Annotated in this window: 18 protein-coding genes; 6 read left to right on the forward strand and 12 right to left on the reverse strand. The window is 63.2% G+C overall.

The genetic code is table 11. The features are described 5' to 3' along the window. Positions 1-241 precede the first annotated feature (241 nt). The 4 genes from xdhA to guaD all read left to right on the forward strand — a co-directional run bounded on the left by xdhA (position 242) and on the right by guaD (position 6,324). Positions 242-1,690: a xanthine dehydrogenase small subunit gene (xdhA, locus tag H045_RS13695; RefSeq protein WP_015372659.1), complete on the forward strand. Its 1,449-nt coding sequence runs from the start codon at positions 242-244 to the stop codon at positions 1,688-1,690. Next, the gene (gene xdhB, locus H045_RS13700; protein WP_015372660.1) at positions 1,683-4,049 is read left to right on the forward strand and encodes a xanthine dehydrogenase molybdopterin binding subunit; all 2,367 of its coding nucleotides are present in this window, start codon (positions 1,683-1,685) and stop codon (positions 4,047-4,049) included. The genes xdhA and xdhB overlap by 8 nt, the downstream gene beginning before the upstream one ends. A 118-nt stretch (positions 4,050-4,167) precedes the next feature. Next, positions 4,168-5,007 (forward strand): xanthine dehydrogenase accessory protein XdhC, encoded by an 840-nt coding sequence (xdhC, locus tag H045_RS13705; RefSeq protein WP_015372661.1) that lies wholly within the window; start codon positions 4,168-4,170, stop codon positions 5,005-5,007. 12 nt (positions 5,008-5,019) lie between these two features. Then, positions 5,020-6,324, forward strand: coding sequence for a guanine deaminase (gene guaD, locus H045_RS13710; protein WP_015372662.1), 1,305 nt, complete (start codon positions 5,020-5,022; stop codon positions 6,322-6,324). Between the two features lie 495 nt (positions 6,325-6,819). Here the strand turns inward: guaD and H045_RS13715 are convergent, their stop codons facing one another. Continuing rightward, the gene (locus tag H045_RS13715) at positions 6,820-7,584 is read right to left on the reverse strand and encodes a GntR family transcriptional regulator (RefSeq protein ID WP_003230388.1); all 765 of its coding nucleotides are present in this window, start codon (positions 7,582-7,584) and stop codon (positions 6,820-6,822) included. Between the two features lie 227 nt (positions 7,585-7,811). Here H045_RS13715 and H045_RS13720 point away from each other — a divergent pair, with 227 nt between their 5' ends. Continuing rightward, positions 7,812-9,008, forward strand: a complete 1,197-nt coding sequence (locus tag H045_RS13720) for a benzoate/H(+) symporter BenE family transporter (RefSeq protein WP_015372663.1) — start codon at positions 7,812-7,814, stop codon at positions 9,006-9,008. On the opposite strand, the gene H045_RS13725 is transcribed toward H045_RS13720, so the two are convergent. The 3 genes from H045_RS13725 to gabT all read right to left on the reverse strand — a co-directional run bounded on the left by H045_RS13725 (position 9,002) and on the right by gabT (position 11,569). Next, positions 9,002-9,490: an Lrp/AsnC family transcriptional regulator gene (locus H045_RS13725; RefSeq protein ID WP_003230384.1), complete on the reverse strand. Its 489-nt coding sequence runs from the start codon at positions 9,488-9,490 to the stop codon at positions 9,002-9,004. The genes H045_RS13720 and H045_RS13725 overlap by 7 nt on opposite strands. Positions 9,491-9,534: 44 nt before the next feature. Further along, positions 9,535-10,182, reverse strand: a complete 648-nt coding sequence (locus H045_RS13730) for an HAD family hydrolase (protein WP_003230382.1) — start codon at positions 10,180-10,182, stop codon at positions 9,535-9,537. A 94-nt stretch (positions 10,183-10,276) separates the two neighbouring features. Beyond that, entirely contained in the window at positions 10,277-11,569 is a 1,293-nt protein-coding gene (gene gabT, locus H045_RS13735) for a 4-aminobutyrate--2-oxoglutarate transaminase (RefSeq protein WP_003230380.1), read from the reverse strand. 193 nt (positions 11,570-11,762) lie between these two features. On the opposite strand from gabT, the gene H045_RS13740 reads away from it, so the two are divergent. Continuing rightward, entirely contained in the window at positions 11,763-12,689 is a 927-nt protein-coding gene (locus tag H045_RS13740) for a 2-hydroxyacid dehydrogenase (protein ID WP_015372664.1), read from the forward strand. A gap of 422 nt (positions 12,690-13,111) precedes the next feature. On the opposite strand, the gene H045_RS13745 is transcribed toward H045_RS13740, so the two are convergent. The 8 genes from H045_RS13745 to H045_RS13780 all read right to left on the reverse strand — a co-directional run bounded on the left by H045_RS13745 (position 13,112) and on the right by H045_RS13780 (position 23,273). Further along, positions 13,112-14,572, reverse strand: coding sequence for an NAD-dependent succinate-semialdehyde dehydrogenase (locus H045_RS13745; protein WP_015372665.1), 1,461 nt, complete (start codon positions 14,570-14,572; stop codon positions 13,112-13,114). Positions 14,573-14,689: 117 nt separating this feature from the next. Continuing rightward, positions 14,690-15,847 carry an acetylornithine deacetylase gene (argE, locus tag H045_RS13750; protein WP_015372666.1) on the reverse strand — a complete coding sequence of 386 codons (1,158 nt, stop codon included), beginning with the start codon at positions 15,845-15,847 and terminating at the stop codon, positions 14,690-14,692. Positions 15,848-15,881: 34 nt separating this feature from the next. Next, positions 15,882-17,723, reverse strand: coding sequence for an ABC transporter ATP-binding protein (locus H045_RS13755; RefSeq protein ID WP_003230374.1), 1,842 nt, complete (start codon positions 17,721-17,723; stop codon positions 15,882-15,884). 1 nt (position 17,724) lies between these two features. Then, positions 17,725-18,600, reverse strand: coding sequence for an ABC transporter permease (locus H045_RS13760; RefSeq protein ID WP_003230371.1), 876 nt, complete (start codon positions 18,598-18,600; stop codon positions 17,725-17,727). After that, positions 18,597-19,553, reverse strand: a complete 957-nt coding sequence (locus H045_RS13765; protein ID WP_003230370.1) for an ABC transporter permease — start codon at positions 19,551-19,553, stop codon at positions 18,597-18,599. The genes H045_RS13760 and H045_RS13765 overlap by 4 nt, the downstream gene beginning before the upstream one ends. A gap of 13 nt (positions 19,554-19,566) precedes the next feature. After that, positions 19,567-21,204, reverse strand: coding sequence for an ABC transporter substrate-binding protein (locus H045_RS13770; RefSeq protein WP_003230368.1), 1,638 nt, complete (start codon positions 21,202-21,204; stop codon positions 19,567-19,569). A 95-nt stretch (positions 21,205-21,299) separates the two neighbouring features. Continuing rightward, positions 21,300-22,574, reverse strand: a complete 1,275-nt coding sequence (locus H045_RS13775; RefSeq protein WP_015372667.1) for an NAD(P)/FAD-dependent oxidoreductase — start codon at positions 22,572-22,574, stop codon at positions 21,300-21,302. 30 nt (positions 22,575-22,604) lie between these two features. Next, entirely contained in the window at positions 22,605-23,273 is a 669-nt protein-coding gene (locus H045_RS13780) for a haloacid dehalogenase type II (RefSeq protein ID WP_003230364.1), read from the reverse strand. Between the last annotated feature and the right edge of the window lie 88 nt (positions 23,274-23,361).

Genomic DNA, 23,361 nt, shown 5'->3' on the forward strand with positions numbered 1-23,361 from the left:
AGTGTAGCGCATTGGCTCGCTGATGGCGCTACGCCCACAGGGGCGAATTTGGCATGAAATAAGCAGTTATTGCAGCTCATCACCCCGTAAATGCGCCGGTTTAAAAAGCCTGAACCTTAATTGAGGATGCTGTGACCGCGCTTTCTTGACCCTTAAGTCAGAAACTCATTGACCGAAAAGTCAGACATGACTAGATTCGGCGCAAAGCGGTTACAACAATAATGAATCTGCGAGGCCTTCCGTGATCCAGTTTTTACTCAACCAGGAACTCCGTAGCGAGCATGCCCTGGACCCCAACCTGACGGTGCTCAACTACCTGCGTGAACACGTGGGCAAACCCGGCACCAAGGAAGGCTGCGCCAGCGGTGACTGCGGCGCGTGCACCGTGGTGGTGGGCGAGTTGCACCGCGATGACAGCGGCGTCGAGCAGATTCGTTATCGCAGCCTCAATTCGTGCCTGACCTTTGTCTCGTCATTGCACGGCAAACAACTGATCAGCGTCGAAGACCTCAAGCACCAGGGCCAATTGCACAGCGTGCAGCAGGCGATGGTCGAGTGCCACGGCTCGCAATGCGGCTTTTGCACGCCGGGATTCGTGATGTCGCTGTTTGCCCTGCAAAAGAACAGCGATTCGCCCGACAGCCGCAAAGCCCACGAAGCCCTGGCCGGCAACCTGTGCCGCTGCACCGGCTACCGCCCGATCCTGGCCGCCGCCGAGCAGGCTTGCTGCAACAAACCCCAGGACCAGTTCGACAGCCGCCAAGCCCAGACCATCGCGCGCCTCAAGGCCATCGCGCCCACCCAGACCGGCGAGCTGAACAGCGGCGACAAACGCTGCCTGGTGCCGCTCACCGTCGCCGACCTGGCCGACCTCTACGACGCCTACCCACAGGCCCGACTGCTCGCCGGTGGCACCGACCTGGCGCTGGAAGTCACGCAGTTTCACCGCACGCTGCCGGTGATGATCTACGTGGGCAACATCGACGAGATGAAGCGCATCGAGTCCTTCGACGACCGCCTGGAAATCGGCGCCGCCGCCCCCCTCTCCGACTGCTACAGCGCCCTGCACCAGGCCTACCCGGACTTCGGCGAACTGCTGCAGCGGTTTGCCTCCCTGCAGATCCGCAACCAGGGCACCCTGGGTGGCAATATCGGCAACGCCTCGCCGATTGGCGATTCACCGCCGTTGCTGATCGCCCTGGGCGCGCAGATCGTGCTGTGCAAGGGCAACACCCGGCGCACCCTGGCGCTGGAAGACTACTTCATCGACTACCGTGTTACCGCCCGGCAAGACAGCGAATTCATCGAAAAAATCATCGTGCCCAAGGGCCACGCGCTGTTTCGTGCGTACAAGGTGTCCAAGCGTCTGGACGATGATATTTCAGCGGTCTGCGCCGCCTTCAACCTGAAGGTCGACAACGGCGTGGTCAGCGAGGCGCGCGTTGCTTTTGGTGGCATGGCCGCCACGCCCAAACGCGCGAAAAACTGCGAAGCCGGGCTGGTCGGCGCCACCTGGAACGCCGCCACCGTCGAACACGCCTGCGCCGCCCTGACCGATGACTTCACCCCGCTTTCAGATTTTCGCGCCAGCAAGGAATACCGCCTGCTCAGCGCGCAGAACCTGCTGCGCAAATACTTCATCGAACTGCAGACGCCGCACATCAAGACTCGGGTGACCGCTTATGTCTAACCATCACGCCGTCGTTAACACCCAGGCCGAACTGGCCGAACTGTTCGCCGGGGAAATCACCTCTGGCGTGGGCCGCAGCGTCAAGCACGACAGCGCCGCCAAGCACGTCAGCGGTGAAGCGCAATACATCGATGACCGCCTGGAATTTCCCAACCAGTTGCACCTGTATGCGCGCCTGTCCGACCGTGCCCACGCGCGCATCCTGAGCATCGACACCGCGCCCTGCTACGCCTTCGACGGGGTGCGCATCGTCATCACCCACGAAGACGTGCCGGGCCTCAAAGACATCGGCCCGCTGCTGCCCGGCGACCCGCTGCTGGCCATCGACACCGTGCAATACGTCGGCCAGGTGGTGCTCGCCGTGGCCGCCCGTGACCTCGACACCGCGCGCAAGGCCGCGATGGCGGCGCTGATCGAATACGAAGACCTGGAGCCGGTGCTCGATGTGGTCGAGGCCTACCGCAACAAACATTTCGTGCTCGACAGCCACACCCACCAACGCGGGGATTCGGCGGGCGCATTGGCCACGGCCAAACATCGTCTGCAAGGCACCCTGCACATCGGCGGCCAGGAACACTTCTACCTCGAAACCCAGATTTCCTCGGTGATGCCCACCGAAGACGGCGGCATGGTCGTCTACTGCTCCACGCAAAACCCCACCGAAATACAGAAACTGGTGGCTGAAGTGCTCGATGTGTCGATGAACAAAATCGTCGTCGACATGCGCCGCATGGGCGGCGGTTTTGGCGGCAAGGAAACCCAGGCAGCGAGCCCCGCCTGCCTGTGTGCGGTGGTCGCGCGCCTTACCGGTCAGCCAACCAAGATGCGCCTGCCGCGCGTCGAAGACATGCTGATGACCGGCAAGCGCCACCCGTTCTATATCGAATACGACGTGGGCTTTGACGACAGCGGCCGGCTGCACGGGATCAACCTGGAGCTGGCGGGCAACTGCGGCTGCTCGCCGGACCTGTCCAACTCGATTGTCGACCGCGCGATGTTCCACGCCGACAATTCGTATTACCTGGGCGATGCCACGGTCAACGGCCATCGCTGCAAGACCAACACCGCGTCCAACACCGCTTATCGCGGCTTCGGTGGCCCCCAGGGCATGGTCGCTATCGAAGAGGTGATGGACGCCATCGCCCGTCACCTGGCGCTCGACCCGCTGGCGGTGCGCAAGGCCAATTACTATGGCAAGACCGAGCGCAACGTCACTCACTACTACCAGACCGTCGAGCACAACATGCTCGACGAGATGACCGCCGAACTTGAAGCCAGCAGCCAGTACGCCGAGCGCCGCGAAGCGATCCGCCAGTACAACGCCCACAGCCCGATCCTGAAAAAAGGCCTGGCGCTGACCCCGGTGAAATTCGGCATCTCGTTTACCGCCAGCTTCCTCAACCAGGCCGGCGCGCTGATCCACATCTACACCGACGGCAGCATCCACCTCAACCACGGCGGCACCGAGATGGGCCAGGGCCTGAACACCAAGGTCGCGCAAGTGGTGGCCGAGGTGTTCCAGGTGCACATCGACCGCGTGCAGATCACCGCCACTAACACCGACAAAGTGCCGAACACCTCGCCCACCGCCGCTTCCAGCGGTGCCGACCTGAACGGCAAGGCCGCGCAGAACGCCGCCGAAACCATCAAGCAGCGTCTGGTGGAATTTGCCGCGCGCAAGTACGACGTGAGCGAAGCGGATGTGGAATTTCGCAACGGCCATGTGCGCGTGCGCGAGCAGATCCTGAGTTTCGAGACGTTGATCCAGCAGGCGTACTTCGCCCAGGTGTCACTCTCGAGCACGGGGTTCTACAAGACTCCGAAAATTTTCTACGACCGCAGCCAGTCGCGCGGACGGCCGTTCTACTACTACGCGTTCGGCGCGGCCTGTTGCGAAGTGATCGTCGACACCCTCACCGGTGAATACCGGATGCTGCGCACCGACATCCTGCATGACGTGGGCGCCTCGCTGAACCCGGCCATCGACATCGGCCAGGTCGAAGGCGGCTTCATCCAGGGCATGGGCTGGCTGACCATGGAGGAGTTGGTGTGGAACGACAAGGGCAAACTGATGACGAACGGCCCGGCCAGCTACAAGATCCCGGCGGTGGCCGACATGCCGCTGGATTTGCGCGTCAGATTGGTAGAGAACCGCAAGAACCCGGAAGACACGGTGTTTCACTCCAAGGCCGTGGGCGAGCCGCCGTTCATGCTCGGCATTGCCTCGTGGTGTGCGATCAAGGATGCAGTGGCGAGCCTCGGTGGTTATCGCCATCAACCGAAGATCGATGCCCCGGCGACGCCGGAGCGGGTGTTGTGGGGGTGTGAGCAGATGCGGCGGTTGCAGGTTTCGCTTTAGGACCGAGGTGCTGCCATCGCAGGCAAGCCAGCTCCCACATTTTGATGTGTGAATGCAGTCAAATGTGGGAGCGGGCTTGCCCGCGATGACGGCCTGAGAGACACCACAAGAGGTCACCATGAACAACTGGATCAGCGCCCTCGCCCACCTGCAAACCAGCGGCGAACCCTGCGTGCTCGTCACCATCATCGAAGAACTGGGCTCCACCCCGCGCAATGCCGGTTCGAAGATGGTGATCAGCGCCGACCGGACCTTCGACACCATCGGCGGCGGGCACCTGGAATACAAGGCGATGCAGATCGCCCGCGACATGCTTGCGCACGGCCAGCAAAACACCCACCTGGAGCGCTTCAGCCTCGGCGCCAGCCTTGGTCAGTGCTGTGGCGGCGTGACCGTGCTGCTGTTCGAGCCCATGGGCCAGGTGCAGGCGCACATTGCGGTGTTCGGCGCCGGCCATGTCGGCCGTGCACTGGTGCCGTTGCTGGCCAGCCTGCCGTGCCGGGTGCGCTGGATAGATTCGCGTGACCAGCAATTCCCGGAACATATCCCGCAAGGCGTGCGTAAAATCGTCAGCGAAGAGCCGGTCGACGAAATTGCCGACCTGCCGGCGGGCAGCTACTGCATCGTCATGACCCACAATCACGCGCTGGACCTGGAACTGACCGCCGCCCTGCTCAAGCGCAACGACTTCACCTACTTCGGCCTGATCGGCTCCAAAACCAAACGCGTCAAGTTCGAACACCGTCTGCGCGATCGCGGTTTCGACGCCGCGCACTTGCAACGCATGCGCTGCCCCATGGGCCTCACCGAGGTGAAGGGCAAACTGCCGATGGAGATCGCCATTTCCATCGCCGGCGAAATCATCGCCACCTACAACGCCAGTTTCGGCCAGCACGCTGCCCGCGCCGAACCCATTGCCAAACTGCTGCCGGCGTCACGTCGCAGCCAAGCTATCTGAATCGAGACCCCCATGCCTTTGACTCGCAAAGCCTACCGCGCCGCCCTCCTGCACAGCATCGGCGACCCTGCCGAAGTGGGGATCGAAGCCTCCTACGAGTATTTCGAAGACGGTCTGCTGGTGATCGAAAACGGCCTTATCAGCGCCGTCGGCCACGCCGCCGACCTGCTGCCGAGCCTGCCCGCCGATACCGAGGTCGTTCATTATCAGGACGCGCTGATCACGCCAGGGCTGATCGACACCCATATCCACCTGCCGCAAACCGGCATGGTCGGCGCCTATGGCGAGCAATTGCTCGATTGGCTCAACACCTACACCTTCCCGTGCGAAAGCCAGTTCGCCGACAAAGCCCATGCCGAGCACGTCGCGGATATTTTCATCAAGGAACTGCTGCGCAACGGCACCACCACCGCGCTGGTGTTCGCCAGCGTGCACCCGCAGTCGGTGGACGCGTTCTTTGAAGCCGCGCAAAAACTCGACCTGCGCATGATCGCCGGCAAAGTGATGATGGACCGCAACGCGCCGGACTACCTCACCGACACCGCCCAAACCAGCTACGCGGACAGCAAGGCGCTGATCGAACGCTGGCACGGCAAGGGCCGCCTGCACTATGCCGTCACCCCGCGCTTTGCGCCCACCAGCACGCCGGAGCAACTGACACTGGCCGGGCAGTTGCTGGGGGAATACCCCGACCTTTACCTGCAGACCCACATCAGCGAGAACACGCAGGAAGTCGAATGGGTGAAGGAGCTGTTCCCGGAGCGCAGCGGCTACCTGGACGTGTACGACCACTACAAGCTGCTGGGCGAGCGCTCGGTGTTCGCCCACGGCGTGCACCTGTGTGACGACGAATGCGCGCGCCTGGCGCAGACCGGCTCGGCGGTCGCCTTCTGCCCTACCTCGAACTTGTTTCTGGGCAGCGGGCTGTTCAACCTGCCGATGGCCGAGAAGCACAAGCTCAATGTCGGCCTGGGCACCGACTTGGGCGGTGGCACCAGTTTCTCGCTGCTGCAGACACTGAACGAGGCGTACAAAGTCATGCAGTTGCAGGGCGTGCGGTTGAGCCCGTTCAAGTCGCTGTACCTCGCCACGCTGGGCGGCGCGCGGGCGCTGCGTCTGGAGGACAGGATCGGGACGTTGCAACCGGGTACGGATGCGGACTTTCTGGTATTGGATTACAACGCTACGCCGCTGCTCAGTTATCGCTTGAAGCAGTCAAAAGATATTGCCGAGACGTTGTTTGTGTTGATGACGCTGGGGGATGATCGGGTGGTGCTGCAGACCTATGCGGCTGGCCGGTTGGTGCACCAACGGTGATCCTGGCTACACGGGGAAGGTGAACGCGATCAAATGTGGGAGCTGGCTTGCCTGCGAAGGCATCGACTGGGCCTGCCTGATGCATTGAGGTGTCTGCATCGCAGGCAAGCCAGCTCCCACAGAGAAGCGAATGAACCAGATCCTGCTTTTGATCTGCTTTTGATCTGCTTTGCTTTGCTTTGGCTTTTGATCTTGATCTCAAGCGCCCCGTCAACCACGCTGGCCGAACGCAGGCTTGAATCCGTGGGCAACCCGGCAGGACGCCGGGTTAGCCGCACTGGGCCAGGGATGGCCCATTGCGGCGGCCCACGGATTCAAGCCGGAGTGCGGGCACACCGAGCATTAGCGAGGTGCCGAGTGGTGGGGCGAAGCGTTTTTGGTTACTTTTTGCGCTCTTCAAAAAGTGACCCGCCGTCAGGGCGGAACCGCAAGCAGCCGTTACCGCAGCAACGGATGTACACAATTAAAGCCCCCTCCCACACTTTTAAAATGTGTTCACACCTTCAACGAAGACCGCCCACCCTTCCTGGTCTGCAACAAATGCGAAAACACCGCATGCAAATCATCCGAAGCCCCTTCCTCGTCAAGGTTGAGCTTGCTGTCGATATGATCCATATGATGCATCATCAAATCCACCGCCAGCACCGCATCGCGCGCTTCGATCGCGTCAATCAACTGGGTATGTTCATCGTAGGAACAATGCGAGCGGTTGCCGCTTTCGTACTGCGCGATGATCAATGAAGTCTGCGAAACCAGGCTGCGCTGAAAGCTGATCAGCGGCGCATTCTTCGCCGCTTCCGCCAGTTTGAGGTGAAATTCGCCGGACAGACGAATACCCGCACCACGATCCCCGCGGGAAAAGCTGTCGCGCTCGTCATTGACCATCTGACGCAGTTCGGCCAACTGCTCGGCGGTGGCGTGCTGCACGGCCAATTCAGTGATCGCGCGCTCCACCAGACGCCGCGCCATGAACACCTGGCGGGCCTCTTCGACACTCGGGCTGGCAACCACCGCACCGCGATTGGGCCGCAGCAGCACCACGCCTTCATGGGCCAGACGCGACAGCGCACGGCGAATGATGGTGCGGCTCACGCCAAAGATTTCGCCCAGTGCCTCTTCACTCAATTTGGTGCCGGGTGCCAGGCGCTGTTCGAGGATCGCCTCGAAGATATGCGCATAGACGATATCGTCCTGGGTGCCGGTGCGACCGGTTTTGCCGGCGCGCGGTTGTTTCTTGAGAGGTTGCAACTGTTCGTTCATGAGCACTCGGGTTTGGAGAACGGCGGCGAATTAACGGTAATACGGCAACAGCGTGACGCTGGCAAGTATCGCCTGAAAACGGGGCACATTGTACACAACCGCATACGCCAACACACTGTACGGCTGTTTGCGGCCCCGGCTGTATTGCAATGACCGGTGACCTTTGAGTTTAGGCTTGAATCTGCGCCCTCACCGGCAAATACCCAGGCAAAAGGAACACCCTCGTCATGACCGATGCCATTCACGCGCCCCTGCGCCCGCTGGCCGACACTTCGCCGTCGGCCGTCGTCGCCGGTTTTATCGCCATGATGACTGGCTATACCAGCTCCCTGGTGCTGATGTTCCAGGCCGGCCAGGCGGCCGGTTTGACCACGGCGCAGATTTCTTCGTGGATCTGGGCGCTGTCCATCGGCATGGCGGTGTGCAGCATCGGCCTGTCGCTGCGCTACCGCACGCCGATTACCGTCGCCTGGTCGACACCCGGCGCGGCGCTGTTGATCACCAGCCTGGGCGGCGTGAGCTACGGCGAGGCCATTGGTGCCTATATCACCTGCGCGGTGCTGGTGACGCTCTGCGGGCTGACCGGCAGCTTTGAAAAACTACTCAAGCGCATCCCCGCATCACTGGCCGCGGCATTGCTGGCTGGCATCCTGTTCAAGATCGGCAGTGAGATTTTCGTCGCCGCGCAACATCGCACCGCGCTGGTGCTGGGAATGTTTTTTACCTACCTGATCATCAAGCGCCTGTCGCCGCGTTATGCGGTGCTCGCTGCGCTGGTGATCGGCACCGCATTGTCCGGGCTGCTGGGGCTGCTGGATTTCAGCGCCTTTCACCTGGAAGTGGCGGTGCCGGTGTGGACCACGCCGCACTTCTCGCTCGCGGCAACCATCAGCATCGGCATCCCGCTGTTCGTGGTGGCGATGACCTCGCAGAACATGCCCGGCATCGCCGTGCTGCGCGCCGACGGGTACAACGTGCCGGCCTCGCCGTTGATCAGCGTCACCGGGCTGGCCTCGCTGCTGCTGGCGCCGTTCGGTTCGCACGGCATCAACCTGGCGGCGATCAGCGCGGCCATCTGCACCGGGCCGCATGCCCATGAGGATCGCCACAAGCGCTACACCGCCGCCGTGTGGTGCGGGGTGTTCTACGGCATTGCAGGGGTGTTCGGCGCGACCCTGGCGGCATTGTTCGCCGCCTTGCCAAAAGAGCTGGTGCTGTCGATTGCGGCGCTGGCGTTGTTCGGCTCGATCATCAACGGCCTGAGCGTCGCCATGCACGAACCTAAGGAACGCGAGGCGGCGCTGATCACCTTCATGGTCACCGCATCAGGGCTGACGCTGTTTTCCATCGGCTCGGCATTCTGGGGCATTGTCGCGGGGCTGTTGACCCTGCTGATCCTGAACGGGCGAACCCGCACTCAGTGACGCAGCAGCTTGCGCAGCGGCACGCCGTCTTTCAACACCGGTGATTTGATCACGATGTAGCTGAAGTACTTGGAGATGCCGATGTTCTTGTCCAGCAGGCCTTCGACCACTTCCTGGTAATGCTGGATGCTGCGGGTCATGAAGCGCACCAGGTAATCGTAGCCGCCGCTGATCAGATGGCATTCGAGCACCTCATCCACCAGGCGGATGTTGGATTCGAACTTGGCGAAGTCTTCACGCTTGTGGTCGCTGAGGGTAATTTCGGTGAACACCGTGACCGAATCGGTGATCTTGGCCAGGTTCAGATGCGCCTTGTAGCTGGAGATATAACCGGCCGACTCCAGCCGCTTGACCCGTTGCAGGCAGGGACTGGCGGACAGGCCCACGGCATCGGCCAGGCTGACGTTGGTCATCCGACCATCTTTTTGCAGTTCAACCAGAATGCTGATGTCGATCCGGTCCAGCTTGACGAGCCCTTCCATTGCATACCTCTTGACTGCCGTTTGTAAGCAATCTTCTAGCAAAATCAGCGCCGTAAAGACAGCTGATGCTGAGCGACCAGATCAGCCATGCTGTTAATGCAGTAATCGGCCGCACACGGCGTGGGCTGCGGCGAGCGGTTGCGGCCGATCAGGCAACGGTCCAGCGCCAGAACGGCGCCGGCTGATGCGCGGGTCACGTGCAACACAGGCTCTACCTGCGCCCCTTGGCGGTCAAGCCACTGCTCAGCCTCGATCAGGGAAATGAAATGCTCCGCCTCGATGCCCAGGCGCTCGCACAACAGCTTACGGTCTTCGGCATCGCGGTCGCCGCGCACCAGCAGACGATAGAACTTGCGCAGGTACAGCATCGCCCCCGGCGCATCCTCGAACAGCGACCAGTTGCCCGCCGAACGCGCAAAGCTCATGCCCTCCTCCCAACTGGCGTGCAGCCCCCAGCGCTCGGCGAGCTGGCGATGGGCAAAACACAGCACGCCGCTGAAGCCCAGCTCGGCAAACCGCGGGTAGAGGCCCTCGATCACCGTATTGAATTCGGCCAGCACCTGCTCCCTGGCTGGCGCTGGCCCGCCACGGCTGTCGAGCAGCGGCTGCAACGCGGCGAACACGCCCGAGTCACGGTCCACCAGCACCCCATCACAATCGATCAGCAACGCTCGATAATCTGTCAGTCCCATGAGGGGTCACGCCTCCAATGATGCAGTGTGGTCGCCCGCGCCCCATAACGGGTCACGGGCGGTGCCGACAGCCGGGTTCGCCGCCGGTAGCGGCTCAGTTCAAGACCCGTGCCAGGGCTGCGTCAAGAATCTGCACGGCTTCGTCGACCTGCGCCTCGGTGGTCACCAGCGGCGCAAGGAAGCGCAGCACGTTGCGGTAAACGCCGCACTTGATCACCAGCAAACCACCGGCGCGGGCTTCGTCGATCACCCGTTGATTGAGGTCGGCATCCGGGCTGCGCGCCGCGTCGTCCTTGACCAGCTCGATTGCCAGCATGAAGCCGGTGCCACGCACGTCACCGATACGCGGGTAGCGCGCCTGCAAACCGAGCAAACCGTGGCGCAGGCGTTCGCCGAGCACGTGGCTGCGCGCCAGTAGTTGTTCCTCTTCGAACGCGCTGATCACCGCCAACGCCGCCGCGCAGGCCAACGCATTACCGCCGTAGGTGCCGCCCAGACCGCCGGGCAGCGGCGCGTCCATGATATGCGTCTTGCCCACCACGCCGGACAACGGCAAGCCACCGGCCAGGCTCTTGGCCACGGTAACCAGGTCGGGCTGGATGCCCGAGTGTTGGAAACCGAACCAGCTGCCGGTGCGACCGAAACCGGTCTGGATTTCATCGAGGATCAGCACGATGCCGTGTTTGTCAGCCAATGCGCGCAAGGCCTGGAGAAACTCCGGCGGCGCGGCGAGGAAACCGCCGTCGCCCTGCACCGGTTCGATGAGAATCGCCGCGACGCGGTCCGGGGCAACCTGGGTGGCCAGCAATTCATCCAGCGCCTTGAGCGCCAGCTCGCTGGTCATGCCGCGATACGCGTTGGGGTACGGGGTGTGAAACACCTCCGGCGCGAACGGACCGAAATTCTGTTTGTACGGCTGGCTCATGCCAGTGAGTGTGGTGCCGAGCAACGTACGACCGTGGAAGCCGCCGCGAAAGGCAATGACCGCCGAACGATTGGTGTGGGCGCGGGCGATCTTCACCGCATTTTCCACCGCCTCGGCGCCGGACGTGAAGAATGCCGCCTTGTAGGCCTCTTCCCCGCCGATCATCTCGCACAAGCGTTGGGCCAGGTCGAGATAAGGCTGGTAGGCCACCACCTGGAAACAGGCGTGGGAGACTTTCTGCAACTGCGCCTGCACCGCCGCGACCACTTTGGGGTGGTTATGACCGATGTTCAGCACGCCGATACCGCCGACGAAATCGAGGTAGCGTTTGCCTTCCACGTCCCAGAGTTCGGCGCCCTGGGCGCGGTCAATCACCAGCGGATGCGCGGTGATCAGGCCACGGGGTACGAATTGATCGCGCTGACGGAGCAAATGAGGGGTTTTATCGACTCTGCTGTTCATGGCATTTCCCAAGGTGAGCCCGGCAACCGGAAGGTGGTTGCGATGACATTCAGATTACGGCCTGGCAAAAACGAACTGCACCGAACTTGCCCTGTGAGAAATTCGGATCGACTGTTTTTCCACTGCGTTTCAACAGATCCTGCGCCGGCATTGCGCGATGATGATGGCTACTTTCAGCCCTGCGGAGATGCCCATGGCCCTGCTCTACAAATCCGACCCCGTGCGCGGCGAACGCTGGCAGGCCTTGTTCGCCGAACACGCGCCGGACATCGAATGGCGCGCCTGGCCGGACATCGGCGACCCCAGCGAAATTGAATACCTCGCCGCCTGGCTGGCGCCGGACAATATTGAACAATTGCTGCCCAACCTGAAGGTGCTGTTTGCCGTATCGGCCGGGGTCGACCAATTGGACCTGGCACGCTTGCCCGCCGACTTGCCGGTGGTGCGCCTGCTCGATCCCGGCATCACCCAGGGCATGTGCGAATACGCCACCTGGGCCGTGCTCAGCCTGCACCGCGACATGCTGCGCTACCGCCAGCAACAAACGGCGCGCTGCTGGCAGGCGCACCGGTTGCAACCGGCGGCCAACCGCCGCGTCGGCGTGATGGGCCTGGGCGCGCAGGCGCAGCAGATCCTCGCGACCCTCGCGCCGCTGGGGTTTGCCTTGTCGGGTTGGGCACGCAGCGCGCATCAACTGCCGGGGGTTACGTGTTATGCGGGTGAAGCACAACTGCCGGCGTTTCTCGGCCAGTGCGACATTCTGCTGTGCGTGTTGCCGTTGACCGAGCAGACCCAGGGCATTCTCAACAGCCGCTTGTTTGAGCAGCTGCCGCAGGGCGCGGGGCTGATCAACATGGGGCGCGGCGGGCACCTGGTGGAGAAGGACCTGCTGGAGGCGCTTTCCAGCGGGCAACTCAGCGGCGCAGTGCTGGATGTGCTGCAGCAGGAGCCGGCGCCGGCGGAGCATCCGTTTTGGGGGCATCCGCAGATTTTGATGACGCCGCATATTGCCGCAATGACTCAGCCGGATACTGCGTTTGAGGTGTTGTTGGGGAATATTCGCAGGTTTGAGCGGGGGGAGCGGATGGTTGGGGAGGTGGATCGGGGGAAGGGGTATTGATGGGTGTATTGGGCTCTTGCCCCAACACTCGGTGCCTCGCCCAGGCGCGGCATGCCCTCACTCCGGCTTTGGAGCCGACCGCTGTACAAAATGTCGGAGGGGGCTTGCTCCCGATGGCTGAGTGTCAGTCAGCTTATTGGTAGCTGACCCACTGCTATCGGGAGCGAGCCCCCTCCCACAGTTGATCTCCATTTGTCTGTTGGATATCACACTGCTTTTGATCTGCTTTGCTTTTGATTTTGATCTCAGGCGCCCCTTCAACCACGGCACCGAGCCTAAGCGAGGTGCCGAGTGGTGGGGCAAGAGCCCTTTGGTTACTTTGGGCTGGGCCGGCATTCCGGCTTTTCCAAAGTGACCCGCCGTAAGGGCGGAACCATACGTAGCCGTGACCCAAATAACGGATACACTCCGCTAAAAAGCTGTCATCCCAGCCCCCCAATATGAAACGCCTTAACCTCAAGATACTCATCCAGCCCGTACTTGCTCCCCTCACGCCCCAGCCCCGACTGCTTGATGCCGCCAAACGGCGCCACCTCCATCGAGATGATCCCGGTATTGAGCCCGACCATGCCAAACTCCAGCGCCTCACCAAAGCGCCATGAGCGCGCCAGGTTCTGAGTGAAGTAATAGGCGCCCAACCCGTAAGGCGTGGCGTTGGCCAGCGCAAGCGCCTCGGCTTCGTCGGTAAAACGCATCAGTGGCGCCACCGGGCCGAAGGTTTCCTCGTTGGCCAGCAGCATGCCTGCATGGGCACCGCCCAGTACCGTGGGCTGCACGAACGGACTGTCGCCAGCGGGAACGGCGCCGCACAGCAAGGTCGCGCCCTGGCTCAGGGCATCCTCGATATGCCGCGTTACCTTGGCCACCGCCGCAGGGTTGATCAGCGGGCCGATGGTCACACCCTCCTCCCGCCCATTGCCCACCTGGAGCTTGCCCACTTCCTCTACCAGCCGCGCGGCGAAGCGCTCATAGATGCCGGCCTGCACCAGGATGCGGTTGGCGCACACGCAGGTTTGCCCGGCATTGCGAAACTTGCTGATCATCACCCCGGCCACCGCCTGCTCAAGGTCGGCGTCGTCAAACACCACGAACGGCGCATTGCCGCCCAGTTCCAGGCTCAGGCGCTTGATGTGCTCGGCACTCTGGCGCATCAGCAGGCGGCCGACGGCAGTGGAGCCAGTGAAGGAAATCTTGCGCACCACCGGGTTGCCGGTCAGCTCGGCGCCGATGCCGGCGGGTAGCCCGGTGATCACATTGAAGACGCCGGCAGGAATGCCGACACGCTCGGCCAGCACCGCCAGGGCCAGGGCCGACAGCGGTGTGAGGTCGGACGGCTTGACGATGATCGGGCAACCGGCGGCCAATGCCGGCGCGCATTTGCGGGTGATCATCGCGTTGGGGAAATTCCACGGGGTGATGGCGGCGCACACGCCCACCGGCTGCTTCAACGTCAGCAGACGTCGGTCGCCACTGGGGGCCGGCATGGTTTCGCCGTACACCCGGCGCGCTTCTTCGGCGAACCATTTGACGAAGCCTGCGCCGTAGCGAATCTCGCCACGGGCTTCATTGAGCGGCTTGCCCTGCTCGCAGGTCATGATCAGCGCCAAGTCCTCGAGATTGTCGAGCATGGCCTGATACCAACGCTCCAGCAGTGCTGCGCGTTCGGCGGCCGGGCGTGCACGCCAGGCAGGCCAGGCACGCTCGGCGGCGTCGATGGCGCGGCGGGTGTCCACCGCGTCCATGGCTGGCACCCGTGCGAGCACCTCGCCATTGGCGGGGTCGAGGATGTCCAGGGTGGAGCCGCTGGCGGCGGCGATCCACTGGCCGTCAACGTAGGCGAGTTCAGCCAGAAGGCTGGGGTCTTGCAAGCGAGTAGTCAGCATGGTCGAGTCCTGATCCGAGACACGCTCCAGTCTAGGGAGGTGCCGCGGACGAGGATGCCGAAAGCGTCGCGTGGGCAGCGTGGCGTGCTGAAATTACGCGCGCAACGGCAGGCTCTGCTAGGCCTTCAAAGAGCCGAGCAGGCCGTGCAGGAATGCCTCGCCGGCGTCCATCTGACTGATCTCGATAAACTCGTCGGGCTTGTGCGCCTGCTCGATGGAACCCGGCCCGCACACCACCACCGGCACGTCCAGGCGCTGCTTGAACAGCCCGCCTTCGGTGCCGAACGAGACCTTGGCCGTGCCGGTATCAGGCGCGGCGAACTGCTTGAGAAAACGCACCGCTTCAACGCTGGGGTGCGTATCGAGGCCGGGATAGGTGTTGACGGTTTCGATCTCGATGGCGGCCACGCTGGAGAGTTTTTTCGCCTCCTGCACGATCACTTCGGCGCGCTCGCGCAGTTGTTCCAGAAACTGGTCCAGGTTGTCGGCCGGCAGGTTGCGCACCTCGAAATCCAGGGTGCACAGGTTGGGCACGATGTTCAGCGCCTTGCCGCCGACAATCTGCCCGACATGCACGGTGCTGTAGGGCACGTCGTAATCGCTGTCCTGGGCGCCATGGCGCTGCAACTGCTGCTGGCTCTCGCGCAGCGCGGCGATAAAGTCGCAGGCGACATGAATGGCGTTGACCGAGCGCGGCGCCAGCGACGAGTGCGCCTCCAGGCCCCGGCAATAGGTGCGGTAGGAGCCCTTGCCCTTGTGGCCGAGCACGAACTGCATGTTGGTCGGCTCGCCGACCACGCACAGAAACGGACGCATCGGCGCCAGGTGCAGCACATCGAGCAGGCGTCGCACGCCGACGCAGCCAATCTCTTCGTCATGGGACAAGGCCAGTTGCAACGGGCGGTTCAAGGTGTGATGGGCGGCATCGAGCATGGCGTCGATGGCCAGCGCGATAAAGCCCTTCATGTCGCAACTGCCACGCCCGTAGATGCGCCCGTCCTGCACGGTGGCGGCGAACGGCGGGAAGGTCCAGGCCTGCCCCGCCGCCGGCACCACATCGGTGTGCCCGGACAGCAGCACGCCGGGCCGCACCTCAGGCCCGGTGCTGGCGAACAGGTTGGCCTTCTTGCCGCTCGCATCCTTGACGATCAGCGACTCGATGCCCTGGGTCAGCAGCAGGTCGCGCACGTACTCGATCAAAGCCATGTTCGACTCGGACGACACGGTGTCGAACGCCATCAGTTTTTTCAGGATCTCCAGTACGCGCGGTTTCATAAGGACTGGCTCCGTTGCAGGGCAAAATATCGGCTCATGCGTAGGCTCCGCTGGTTTCCACGACGAGGCCACGCTGGGTCTTGATCAATTGGGCGCCGTCATGGTGGCAGAGCATTTCACTGCCATTGTCCAGGGAGTGGCGGCTGGGGGCGACGCGATTACATACGCCGTCGATACGCACCGGGCAACGGTTGAGAAAGGTGCACAGCTCCGGCACGGCGGCTCGCGCGCCCACCGGCGGCAAGGTGCCGCTGGTGGCGCCGCAGGTTTCCAGCCAGCCCTGGCGCAACTCAGGCACCGAATGAATCAGCAGGTCGGTGTAGGGATGGAACGGCGGCGCGGCAAACGACTCGCGGCTGCCGGCCTGCACCTTGTGGCCGCTGTACATCACCACGATGTCGTCACACAGCGCGCGCACGGTGGAGATGTCGTGGCTGATAAACAGGTAGGACACGCCCAGTTGCTGGCGCAGGTCGCGCAGCAGCTCAAGAATCGCCGCGCCGACCACGGTGTCCAGGGCCGAGGTCACTTCATCGCAAAGGATAAGGTCCGGTTTGGCGGCCAGCGCCCGGGCCAGGTTGACCCGCTGCTTCTGCCCACCGGACAACTCGCTGGGGCGCCGCTCGGCCAGGGCGTGCGGCAGGCGCACCAGGTCGAGCAGTTCATGGGTGCGCTCGCGCAACGCCGCGCCCTTGAGACCGAAATACATTTTCAGCGGGCGACCGATGATGGCGCCGACGCTGTGCATCGGGTTGAGCGCGGTGTCGGCGTTCTGGAACACCATCTGAATGCGTCGAAACTGCTCCGGCGTGCGCTCGGACAAGCGGCCGCCGAGGGGCTGACCGTCGAACGTGAGGCCGCCCAGAGCCGGCGTCAGCAGGCCCGCGACCACCCGCGCCAGGGTGGATTTGCCCGAGCCGGACTCGCCGATCACGCCGATCGCCTGGCCACGGCGTACGGTGAGGTCAATGCCTTCGAGCACACGGATCAGCGGCATGCCCTGGGCGTTCTTGTTGCCGTAGCCGGCCGTCAGGCCGCTGATGGTCAGCAGCGGTGCGTCTTCAGCAATGCCGCTGGGCGGGCGAATCGTCGCGTCGGGTCGCGCGGCCGCAAGCAGGCTGCGCGTGTAGTCATGGGCCGGTGCCAACAGCAGCGGCGCGGTGTCGCTTTGTTCAAGGATCTGTCCGTCATTGAGCACCACGATGCGGTCGGCCATCTGCGCCACCACCGCCAGGTCGTGAGACACGTACACCGCCGTGGCGCCGCGCTCGCGCACCACACGCTTGAACGCGCGCAGCACGTCGATCTGGGTGGTCACGTCCAGCGCCGTGGTGGGTTCGTCGAGCACCACCAGCAACGGGTCGCTGATCAGCGCCATGGCCGCCATTACCCGCTGCAACTGCCCGCCCGACACTTGGTGCGGGTAACGTTGGCCGATGGTTTCCGGGTCTGGCAATGACAGGTCGCGGAACAGGCCGACCGCTTTGGCCTCCAGCTCGACGCGGCTGCCCAGGCCATGGATCAAGGCTCCCTCCACCACCTGGTCGATGAGTTTTTTCGCCGGGTTGAACGCGGCGGCGGCACTTTGCGCGATATAGGACACGCGGTTGCCGCGCAGTTTCTGCAACTGGCTTTCGCTCGCCGCCAGCATGTCGTGCTCGCCCACGCGCACCACGCCGCCGGACAACCGGCAACCACTGCGCGCATAGCCCAACAGCGCCAGGGCGATGGTGGTCTTGCCGGAACCGGACTCGCCGATCAGCGCCAGCACCTGGCCCTGTTCCAGGGCAAAGCTCACGCCCTTGACGATTTCCACCTCGCCGCGTTCGCCACAGGCGACCACGCGCAAGTCTTCGACACGAATCAATTCAGTCATTTCAATGGCCTCCGGTGCGTCGGCTACGTCTGGAAGACAGGTAGTCGATCAACAGATTCACGCCGATGGTCAGGGTGCCGATGGCCAACGCCGGAATAACGATAGCCAGCGCGCCCTGGCTGAGGCCGCCGATGTTTTCGCGCACCAGCGAGCCGAGGTCGGCGTCGGGTGGCTGCACGCCGAGGCCGAGAAAACTCATGCCGGCCAGCAACAGTACGATGTAACCGAACCGCAGGCCGAGGTCGGTGAGCACCGGGTTGAGGATGTTCGGCAGGATTTCCCGGCACGCCACGTACAAACGGCGCTCGCCACGGGTGCGGGCGACCTGCACGTATTCCAGCGCCTCAATGTTCACCGCCATGCTGCGGGCCACGCGGAACGATCCGGGGATGTAGCTGATGACCGCCGTGCAGATCAGCAGGGTCACCGACGAGCCGAAGGCCGACACCATGATCAGCGCGAGCATTTTGCTCGGGATGGAAATGAAGGCGTCCATGATGCGGCTGATGATTTCGTCCAGCCACTTGGGCGACACCACCGACACCAACGCACACAGCGTGCCCAGGGTGCTGGCGAGTACGGCTGCCACCAGCGCCAGGCCGACGGTGAAACGTGCGCCGACCATGACCCGGCTGAGCATGTCGCGACCCAGGTAATCAGTGCCAAACGGGTGCGCCAGGCTGAAGCCGTCGAAGACGTTATCGGACACCACTTCACCCACCGGGTGCGGCGCCAGCCAGGGGCCCACCAGCGCCAACAGCAGCCAGGCGACGCAAATCAGCGCACCGGCCAGCCCCAGCCAGGACGGGCCGTTGGAGACTTTGGCCAGTGCCAGGGCGGAGGATGCAGGCTTGGACTTCGCAATGAGCGTGTTCATTGGTTTCTCAGCCTCGGGTTGGAGAGGATTGCGCAGAGGTCGGCGATCAGCACCAGACTCAGGTAAGCGGTGCAGAACAGCATGGTGCAGGCTTGCACCAGCGCCATGTCGCGGTTGGTCACCGCATCGACCATCAGGCTGGCAATGCCCGGGTAGTTGAAGATGGTTTCGACGATCACCACGCCGCCCAACAGGTACGACAGGCTCAGGGCGATGGCGTTGGCGATCGGGCCGATGGCATTGGGCAAGGCATGGCGCAGCACGATGCGGATCGGGCCGACGCCTTTGAGCCGCGCCATTTCCACGTAGGGGCTGTCGAGCTGGTCGATCACCGCCGCGCGGGTCATGCGCGCCATTTGCGCGACGATCACGCAGCACAGCGTCATCACCGGCAAGGCATAGGTGCGCATGAACTCCCACGGCGAGCTGATATCGCTGGCGTAGGACAGCGACGACAGCCACCCCAGGTTCACCGCGAAGATCAGCACCGCCAGGGTCGCCACCAGAAACTCCGGCACCGCGACCATGGCCAGGGTGACGAAGCTCAGGATGTTGTCGATGCGCCCGCCTCGGGCCATCGCCGAACCGATGCCGAGCAACAGGGCCACCGGCACCGAAACCAGCGCCGTAGTGGCCGCCAGCATCAGGGTGTTGGGTACCCGCCCGCCCATTAATTCACTCACCGGCATTGCGCTGGACACCGACATACCCAGATCGCCGGTGAGCAGGCTCATCAACCAGTGCAGGTAGCGCAATACACCGGGCTGGTCCAACCCCAGTTTCAGACGCAGTGCCGCCACCTGTTCAGGCGTGGCGAACTGGCCGAGGGCCTGTTGCGCCGCATCGCCGGGCAGGACTGCCGTGATCGCGAACACGACCATGGACACGATCAACAAGGTCACGACGGCAGCGCCCAGGCGCCGGCCGATCAACCACAGTGTAGTGCTGTTCATCGCAAAGCCCCCATCACGCGTCCAACCACACCTGCTCGGCGAACATGTAACCCATGAATCCACCCAGCGGGTGAGTGCTATACCCCTTCAGGCGCTGGTCGACACCATCGATGTTGCTGATGAACACCGGCACGCCGATGCCGCAATGGTCATGCACCAGGGTCTGCATGTCGGCGTACATCTTGCCGCGCTTGGCCTCGTCGGTTTCGGCGCGCGCCAGCAACAGTAACTGATCGAACTGCTCGTTCTGCCAGCCGGACTCGTTCCACGGCGCCTTGGACTGGAAGAACTGCGAGAACATCACGTCGGCATTCGGCCGTGGGTTGATGTTGCCGAAGCTCAACGGGTGCTTCATCCAGTGGTTGGACCAGTAGCCGTCGCTGGGCAGGCGGTTGACGTCGAGCTTGAGGCCGGCCTGTTTCGCCGATTGCTGCAAGAGCACGGCGATGTCCACCGAGGAGGTCGCGGCGGGCGAAGCGGCGAGCGGCATGGTGATGCTTTCCATGCCGGCCTTTTTCAGCAGGAAGCGCGCCTTCTCCGGGTCGTACACGGTCTGTGGCAGGTCGGCGTTGTAATAGCGCGAACCGGGCGCAATCGGGTGATCGTTACCCACCACGGCAAACCCGCGGAACACTGCGGACTTGACCTGTTCACGGTCCAGCAGGCATTTCATGGCCTGGGTGAACTCCGGGCTTTTGCCCGGCATCTGGTCCTGGCGGATGATCAGGTTGGTGTAGTTGCCCGAGGGCGAATCGACGTATTGATGGCCAGCGCTGGCCTTGATCCGCGTAGTGGAGCGCGGGTCGACCTGGTTGATCGCGTGCACATCGCCCGACAGCAACGCATTGACCCGCGACGGTTCATCGCTGATGGCGATGACTTCGATCTCGTCCAGGTATGGCAGGCCGGGTTTCCAGTAGTTGGGGTTGCGCACGGCCACCGAACGCACGCCCGGTTTGAATTCCTTGACCTTGAACGGCCCGGTGCCGATGCCCTGGCTGAAGTCGGTGGTGCCTTCAGGCACGATCAGCAAGTGCGACACGGCAAGGATCGAGGGCAGCTCGGCATTCGGCGCGCCGAGGCGAATCTGCACCTCGTTCGGACCGCTGGCTTTGATCTCCTCGAACTGCGCCACCAGCGCCATGACTTTGGAGCCGATTGCCGGGTCCTTGTGCCGATTCAGGGAATACACCACGTCGGCGGCGGTGAGTGGCTTGCCGTTGTGGAAGGTGACCTCCTTGCGCAGGGTGATGGTCCACAGCGTGGCGTCGGTATTGTCGATGCGTTCGGCCAGTTCCAGTTGCGGCACCATGTGCACGTCGAAACGGGTCAGGCCGTTGTAGAACATGTACTGGCGCACGTAGTCGGTAGACAGGCCGCCCTTGGCCGGGTCGAGGGTGTCAGCGGTGGAGCTGGCCACGCTGGCCACGCGAATTTTACCGCCAGGCTTGCCCTTGCCGGCCACCGGCGCGTCATCGGCCCACAGCTTGCCGGCAGCGCCGAACAGGCTGCCCGCGCCCGCCGCCGCGACACCGGCGACGCCAAGCATCTGCAGGGCGTTGCGGCGCGACATGCCGCGGTTGAGGCCTTCAAATACCCGCAGGCTTTCTGCACCGGAAATGAGTTCGGGCGTGTTCTTGTTGTCTGTCATGGCAAGGCTACCTGTCGAAGATCTAAAGATTCGAGTGCTCACGGATATCCGGAGCGTCCTGGAAACGCAAACGACGGTGAGTCAACTGTGGCGCTTCAATGCAAATAATCCTGGAAGCGGTAATAGGCGCCCACGAACGGCAGGAACCAGGGTGTGCCGAAATGGCCCGGGATCGCCGGCCACTCGAGTTCGCGCCATGGGTTGGCCGCCACATTGCCGGCCATCACCTCGGCCATTAACTGGCCCATGTGCACCGACATCTGCACGCCATGGCCGCTGTAGCCCATGGAGTGAAACACGCCGCCATGCTGGCCGGCGCGTGGCAGGCGGTCGGAGGTCATGTCCACCAGGCCGCCCCAGCAATAGTCGATCTTCACATCCGCCAGTTGCGGGAACATGTTCACCATCGCCGCTTGCAGCACCTTGCCGCTCTTGGCGTCGGACACACTGTTGGACATGGCAAACCGCGCACGCCCGCCGAACAGCAGGCGGTTGTCCGGGGTCAGGCGAAAATAATTGCCGATCATGCGGCTGGTGACGTAGGCACGGTGCTGCGGCAACAGCTGGTCGATCAGTGCCTGGGGCAATACCTCGGTGACGATCACAAAGCTGCCCACCGGCACAATGCGTCGGCGATACCAGCCCAGGCCGCCGTGCTGGCAGGCGCCGCTGGCCAGCAGCACCTGGCCGGCGTGCAACGAGCCCTTGGCGGTGTTGACCTGATAGCCACCGGCTTGCGCCTTCCAGTCGTTGACCAGGGTGTGCTCGTGAATCATCGCGCCACGTCGCGCGGCGGCTTCGGCCAGGCCGACACCGAAGCGCCCGATGTGCATCTGCACGCCGTTGCGCTGCAGCAGGCCGCCGTGAAACTGCGCTGAATTGACTTCAGCACGGGCCTGCCCGGCGTCGAGCAATTCAACATCGGCGTCCACCTCACGGCGAATCAGCTCACAGGTACGTGCCAGTCCCTCGTAATGCAAGGGCTTGGCCGCCAGCTTGAGCTTGCCGTTGCGCACCAGGTCGCAGGCGATCTGCTCCTGCTCGACCAACGACACCACCGTGTGCACAGCGCTTTCATAGGCCTGGTAATAAGCGCGCGCCCGCTCGGCCCCGAGGCTGGCGTGCAGCCCGGCGTAGTCCTGGGCCACGCCGGTGTTGCACTGCCCGCCGTTGCGCCCCGACGCTTCGCCGACCACCCGCCCGGCATCCAGCACCACCACACTGGCGCCGCGCATGGCCAGTGCACGGGCAGCCGACAGCCCGGTGAACCCGCCACCGATGACCGCCACATCGACCTGCCGGGGCAAGTCGCCCGACTGTGCGCCGGTGAAGGCCGGTGCGGTGTCGAGCCAATAGGATTCACTGCCCATGTCTAACCTCGCGCGCAGAAAACGTTCGTTTTACAAACCCACCAGGCCAGGCAAACCGCCGATATCGGTAATCTGCTGATAACCATAGGCAGCATTGGCCGGCACTTCATGCCCACGGGCGACGAAGGCCTTGTGCTTGATCTTCATGTCATGGGCCGGCATCAGGTCATAACGGAAGCTGGACGACACATGCAAGATGTCTTCCGGACCGCAGCCCAGGTTGTCGAGCATGAATTCGAATGCCCGCAGGCGTGGCTTGTAGGCCTGCGCCTGTTGGGCGGTGAACACTTTGTGAAAAGGTGCGCCGAGCTTGTCGACGTTGGACATGATCTGACTGTCCATGGCATTGGAGAAAATCACCAGGGGAATCTTGTCGGCGATCTTCGACAGGCCCGCCGGCACGTCGGCATGGGGACCCCAGGTCGGCACGGCGTCGTAATACAGCTGGCCTTCTTCGCGGTACTCAATGCCCCAGCGCTTGCAGGTACGGGCCAGGGCGGTCTTGAGCACTTCATCGTAGGGCCGCCAGTCGCCCATCACCTGGTCGAGGCGGTAGGCGGTGAAGTCCTTGACGAACTGCTCCATCTGCTCGGGCGTGACGCGGTCGGCAAACAGCTCGCGGGTCAGGGTGCCCATGTGAAAGTTGGTCAGCGTACCGTAGCAGTCGAACGTAATGAATTTGGGACGAAGAAAGCTCATGGCGTGGAGTCCTGGAGTCAGTGGAATGTGGCCAAGCGTTCGCGGCTCTGGCGGCGCGTCAGCCCTGTGCAACACAGCTTCATTACAA

It is taken from the genome of Pseudomonas poae RE*1-1-14 (assembly GCF_000336465.1).
Lineage (GTDB): Bacteria > Pseudomonadota > Gammaproteobacteria > Pseudomonadales > Pseudomonadaceae > Aquipseudomonas > Aquipseudomonas poae.

Coding starts and splice junctions, on each gene's coding strand:
- guaD (WP_015372662.1), top strand. CDS start 5,020: ATGCCTTTGACTCGCAAAGCCTACCGCGCCGCCCTCCTGCACAGCATC.
- H045_RS13780 (WP_003230364.1), bottom strand. CDS start 23,273: ATGAGCTTTCTTCGTCCCAAATTCATTACGTTCGACTGCTACGGTACG.
- H045_RS13720 (WP_015372663.1), top strand. CDS start 7,812: ATGACCGATGCCATTCACGCGCCCCTGCGCCCGCTGGCCGACACTTCG.
- H045_RS13760 (WP_003230371.1), bottom strand. CDS start 18,600: ATGAACACGCTCATTGCGAAGTCCAAGCCTGCATCCTCCGCCCTGGCA.
- xdhB (WP_015372660.1), top strand. CDS start 1,683: ATGTCTAACCATCACGCCGTCGTTAACACCCAGGCCGAACTGGCCGAA.
- H045_RS13765 (WP_003230370.1), bottom strand. CDS start 19,553: ATGAACAGCACTACACTGTGGTTGATCGGCCGGCGCCTGGGCGCTGCC.
- H045_RS13715 (WP_003230388.1), bottom strand. CDS start 7,584: ATGAACGAACAGTTGCAACCTCTCAAGAAACAACCGCGCGCCGGCAAA.
- xdhC (WP_015372661.1), top strand. CDS start 4,168: ATGAACAACTGGATCAGCGCCCTCGCCCACCTGCAAACCAGCGGCGAA.
- H045_RS13755 (WP_003230374.1), bottom strand. CDS start 17,723: ATGACTGAATTGATTCGTGTCGAAGACTTGCGCGTGGTCGCCTGTGGC.
- H045_RS13730 (WP_003230382.1), bottom strand. CDS start 10,182: ATGGGACTGACAGATTATCGAGCGTTGCTGATCGATTGTGATGGGGTG.
- H045_RS13725 (WP_003230384.1), bottom strand. CDS start 9,490: ATGGAAGGGCTCGTCAAGCTGGACCGGATCGACATCAGCATTCTGGTT.
- H045_RS13775 (WP_015372667.1), bottom strand. CDS start 22,574: ATGGGCAGTGAATCCTATTGGCTCGACACCGCACCGGCCTTCACCGGC.
- gabT (WP_003230380.1), bottom strand. CDS start 11,569: ATGAACAGCAGAGTCGATAAAACCCCTCATTTGCTCCGTCAGCGCGAT.
- H045_RS13740 (WP_015372664.1), top strand. CDS start 11,763: ATGGCCCTGCTCTACAAATCCGACCCCGTGCGCGGCGAACGCTGGCAG.
- argE (WP_015372666.1), bottom strand. CDS start 15,847: ATGAAACCGCGCGTACTGGAGATCCTGAAAAAACTGATGGCGTTCGAC.
- H045_RS13770 (WP_003230368.1), bottom strand. CDS start 21,204: ATGACAGACAACAAGAACACGCCCGAACTCATTTCCGGTGCAGAAAGC.
- H045_RS13745 (WP_015372665.1), bottom strand. CDS start 14,572: ATGCTGACTACTCGCTTGCAAGACCCCAGCCTTCTGGCTGAACTCGCC.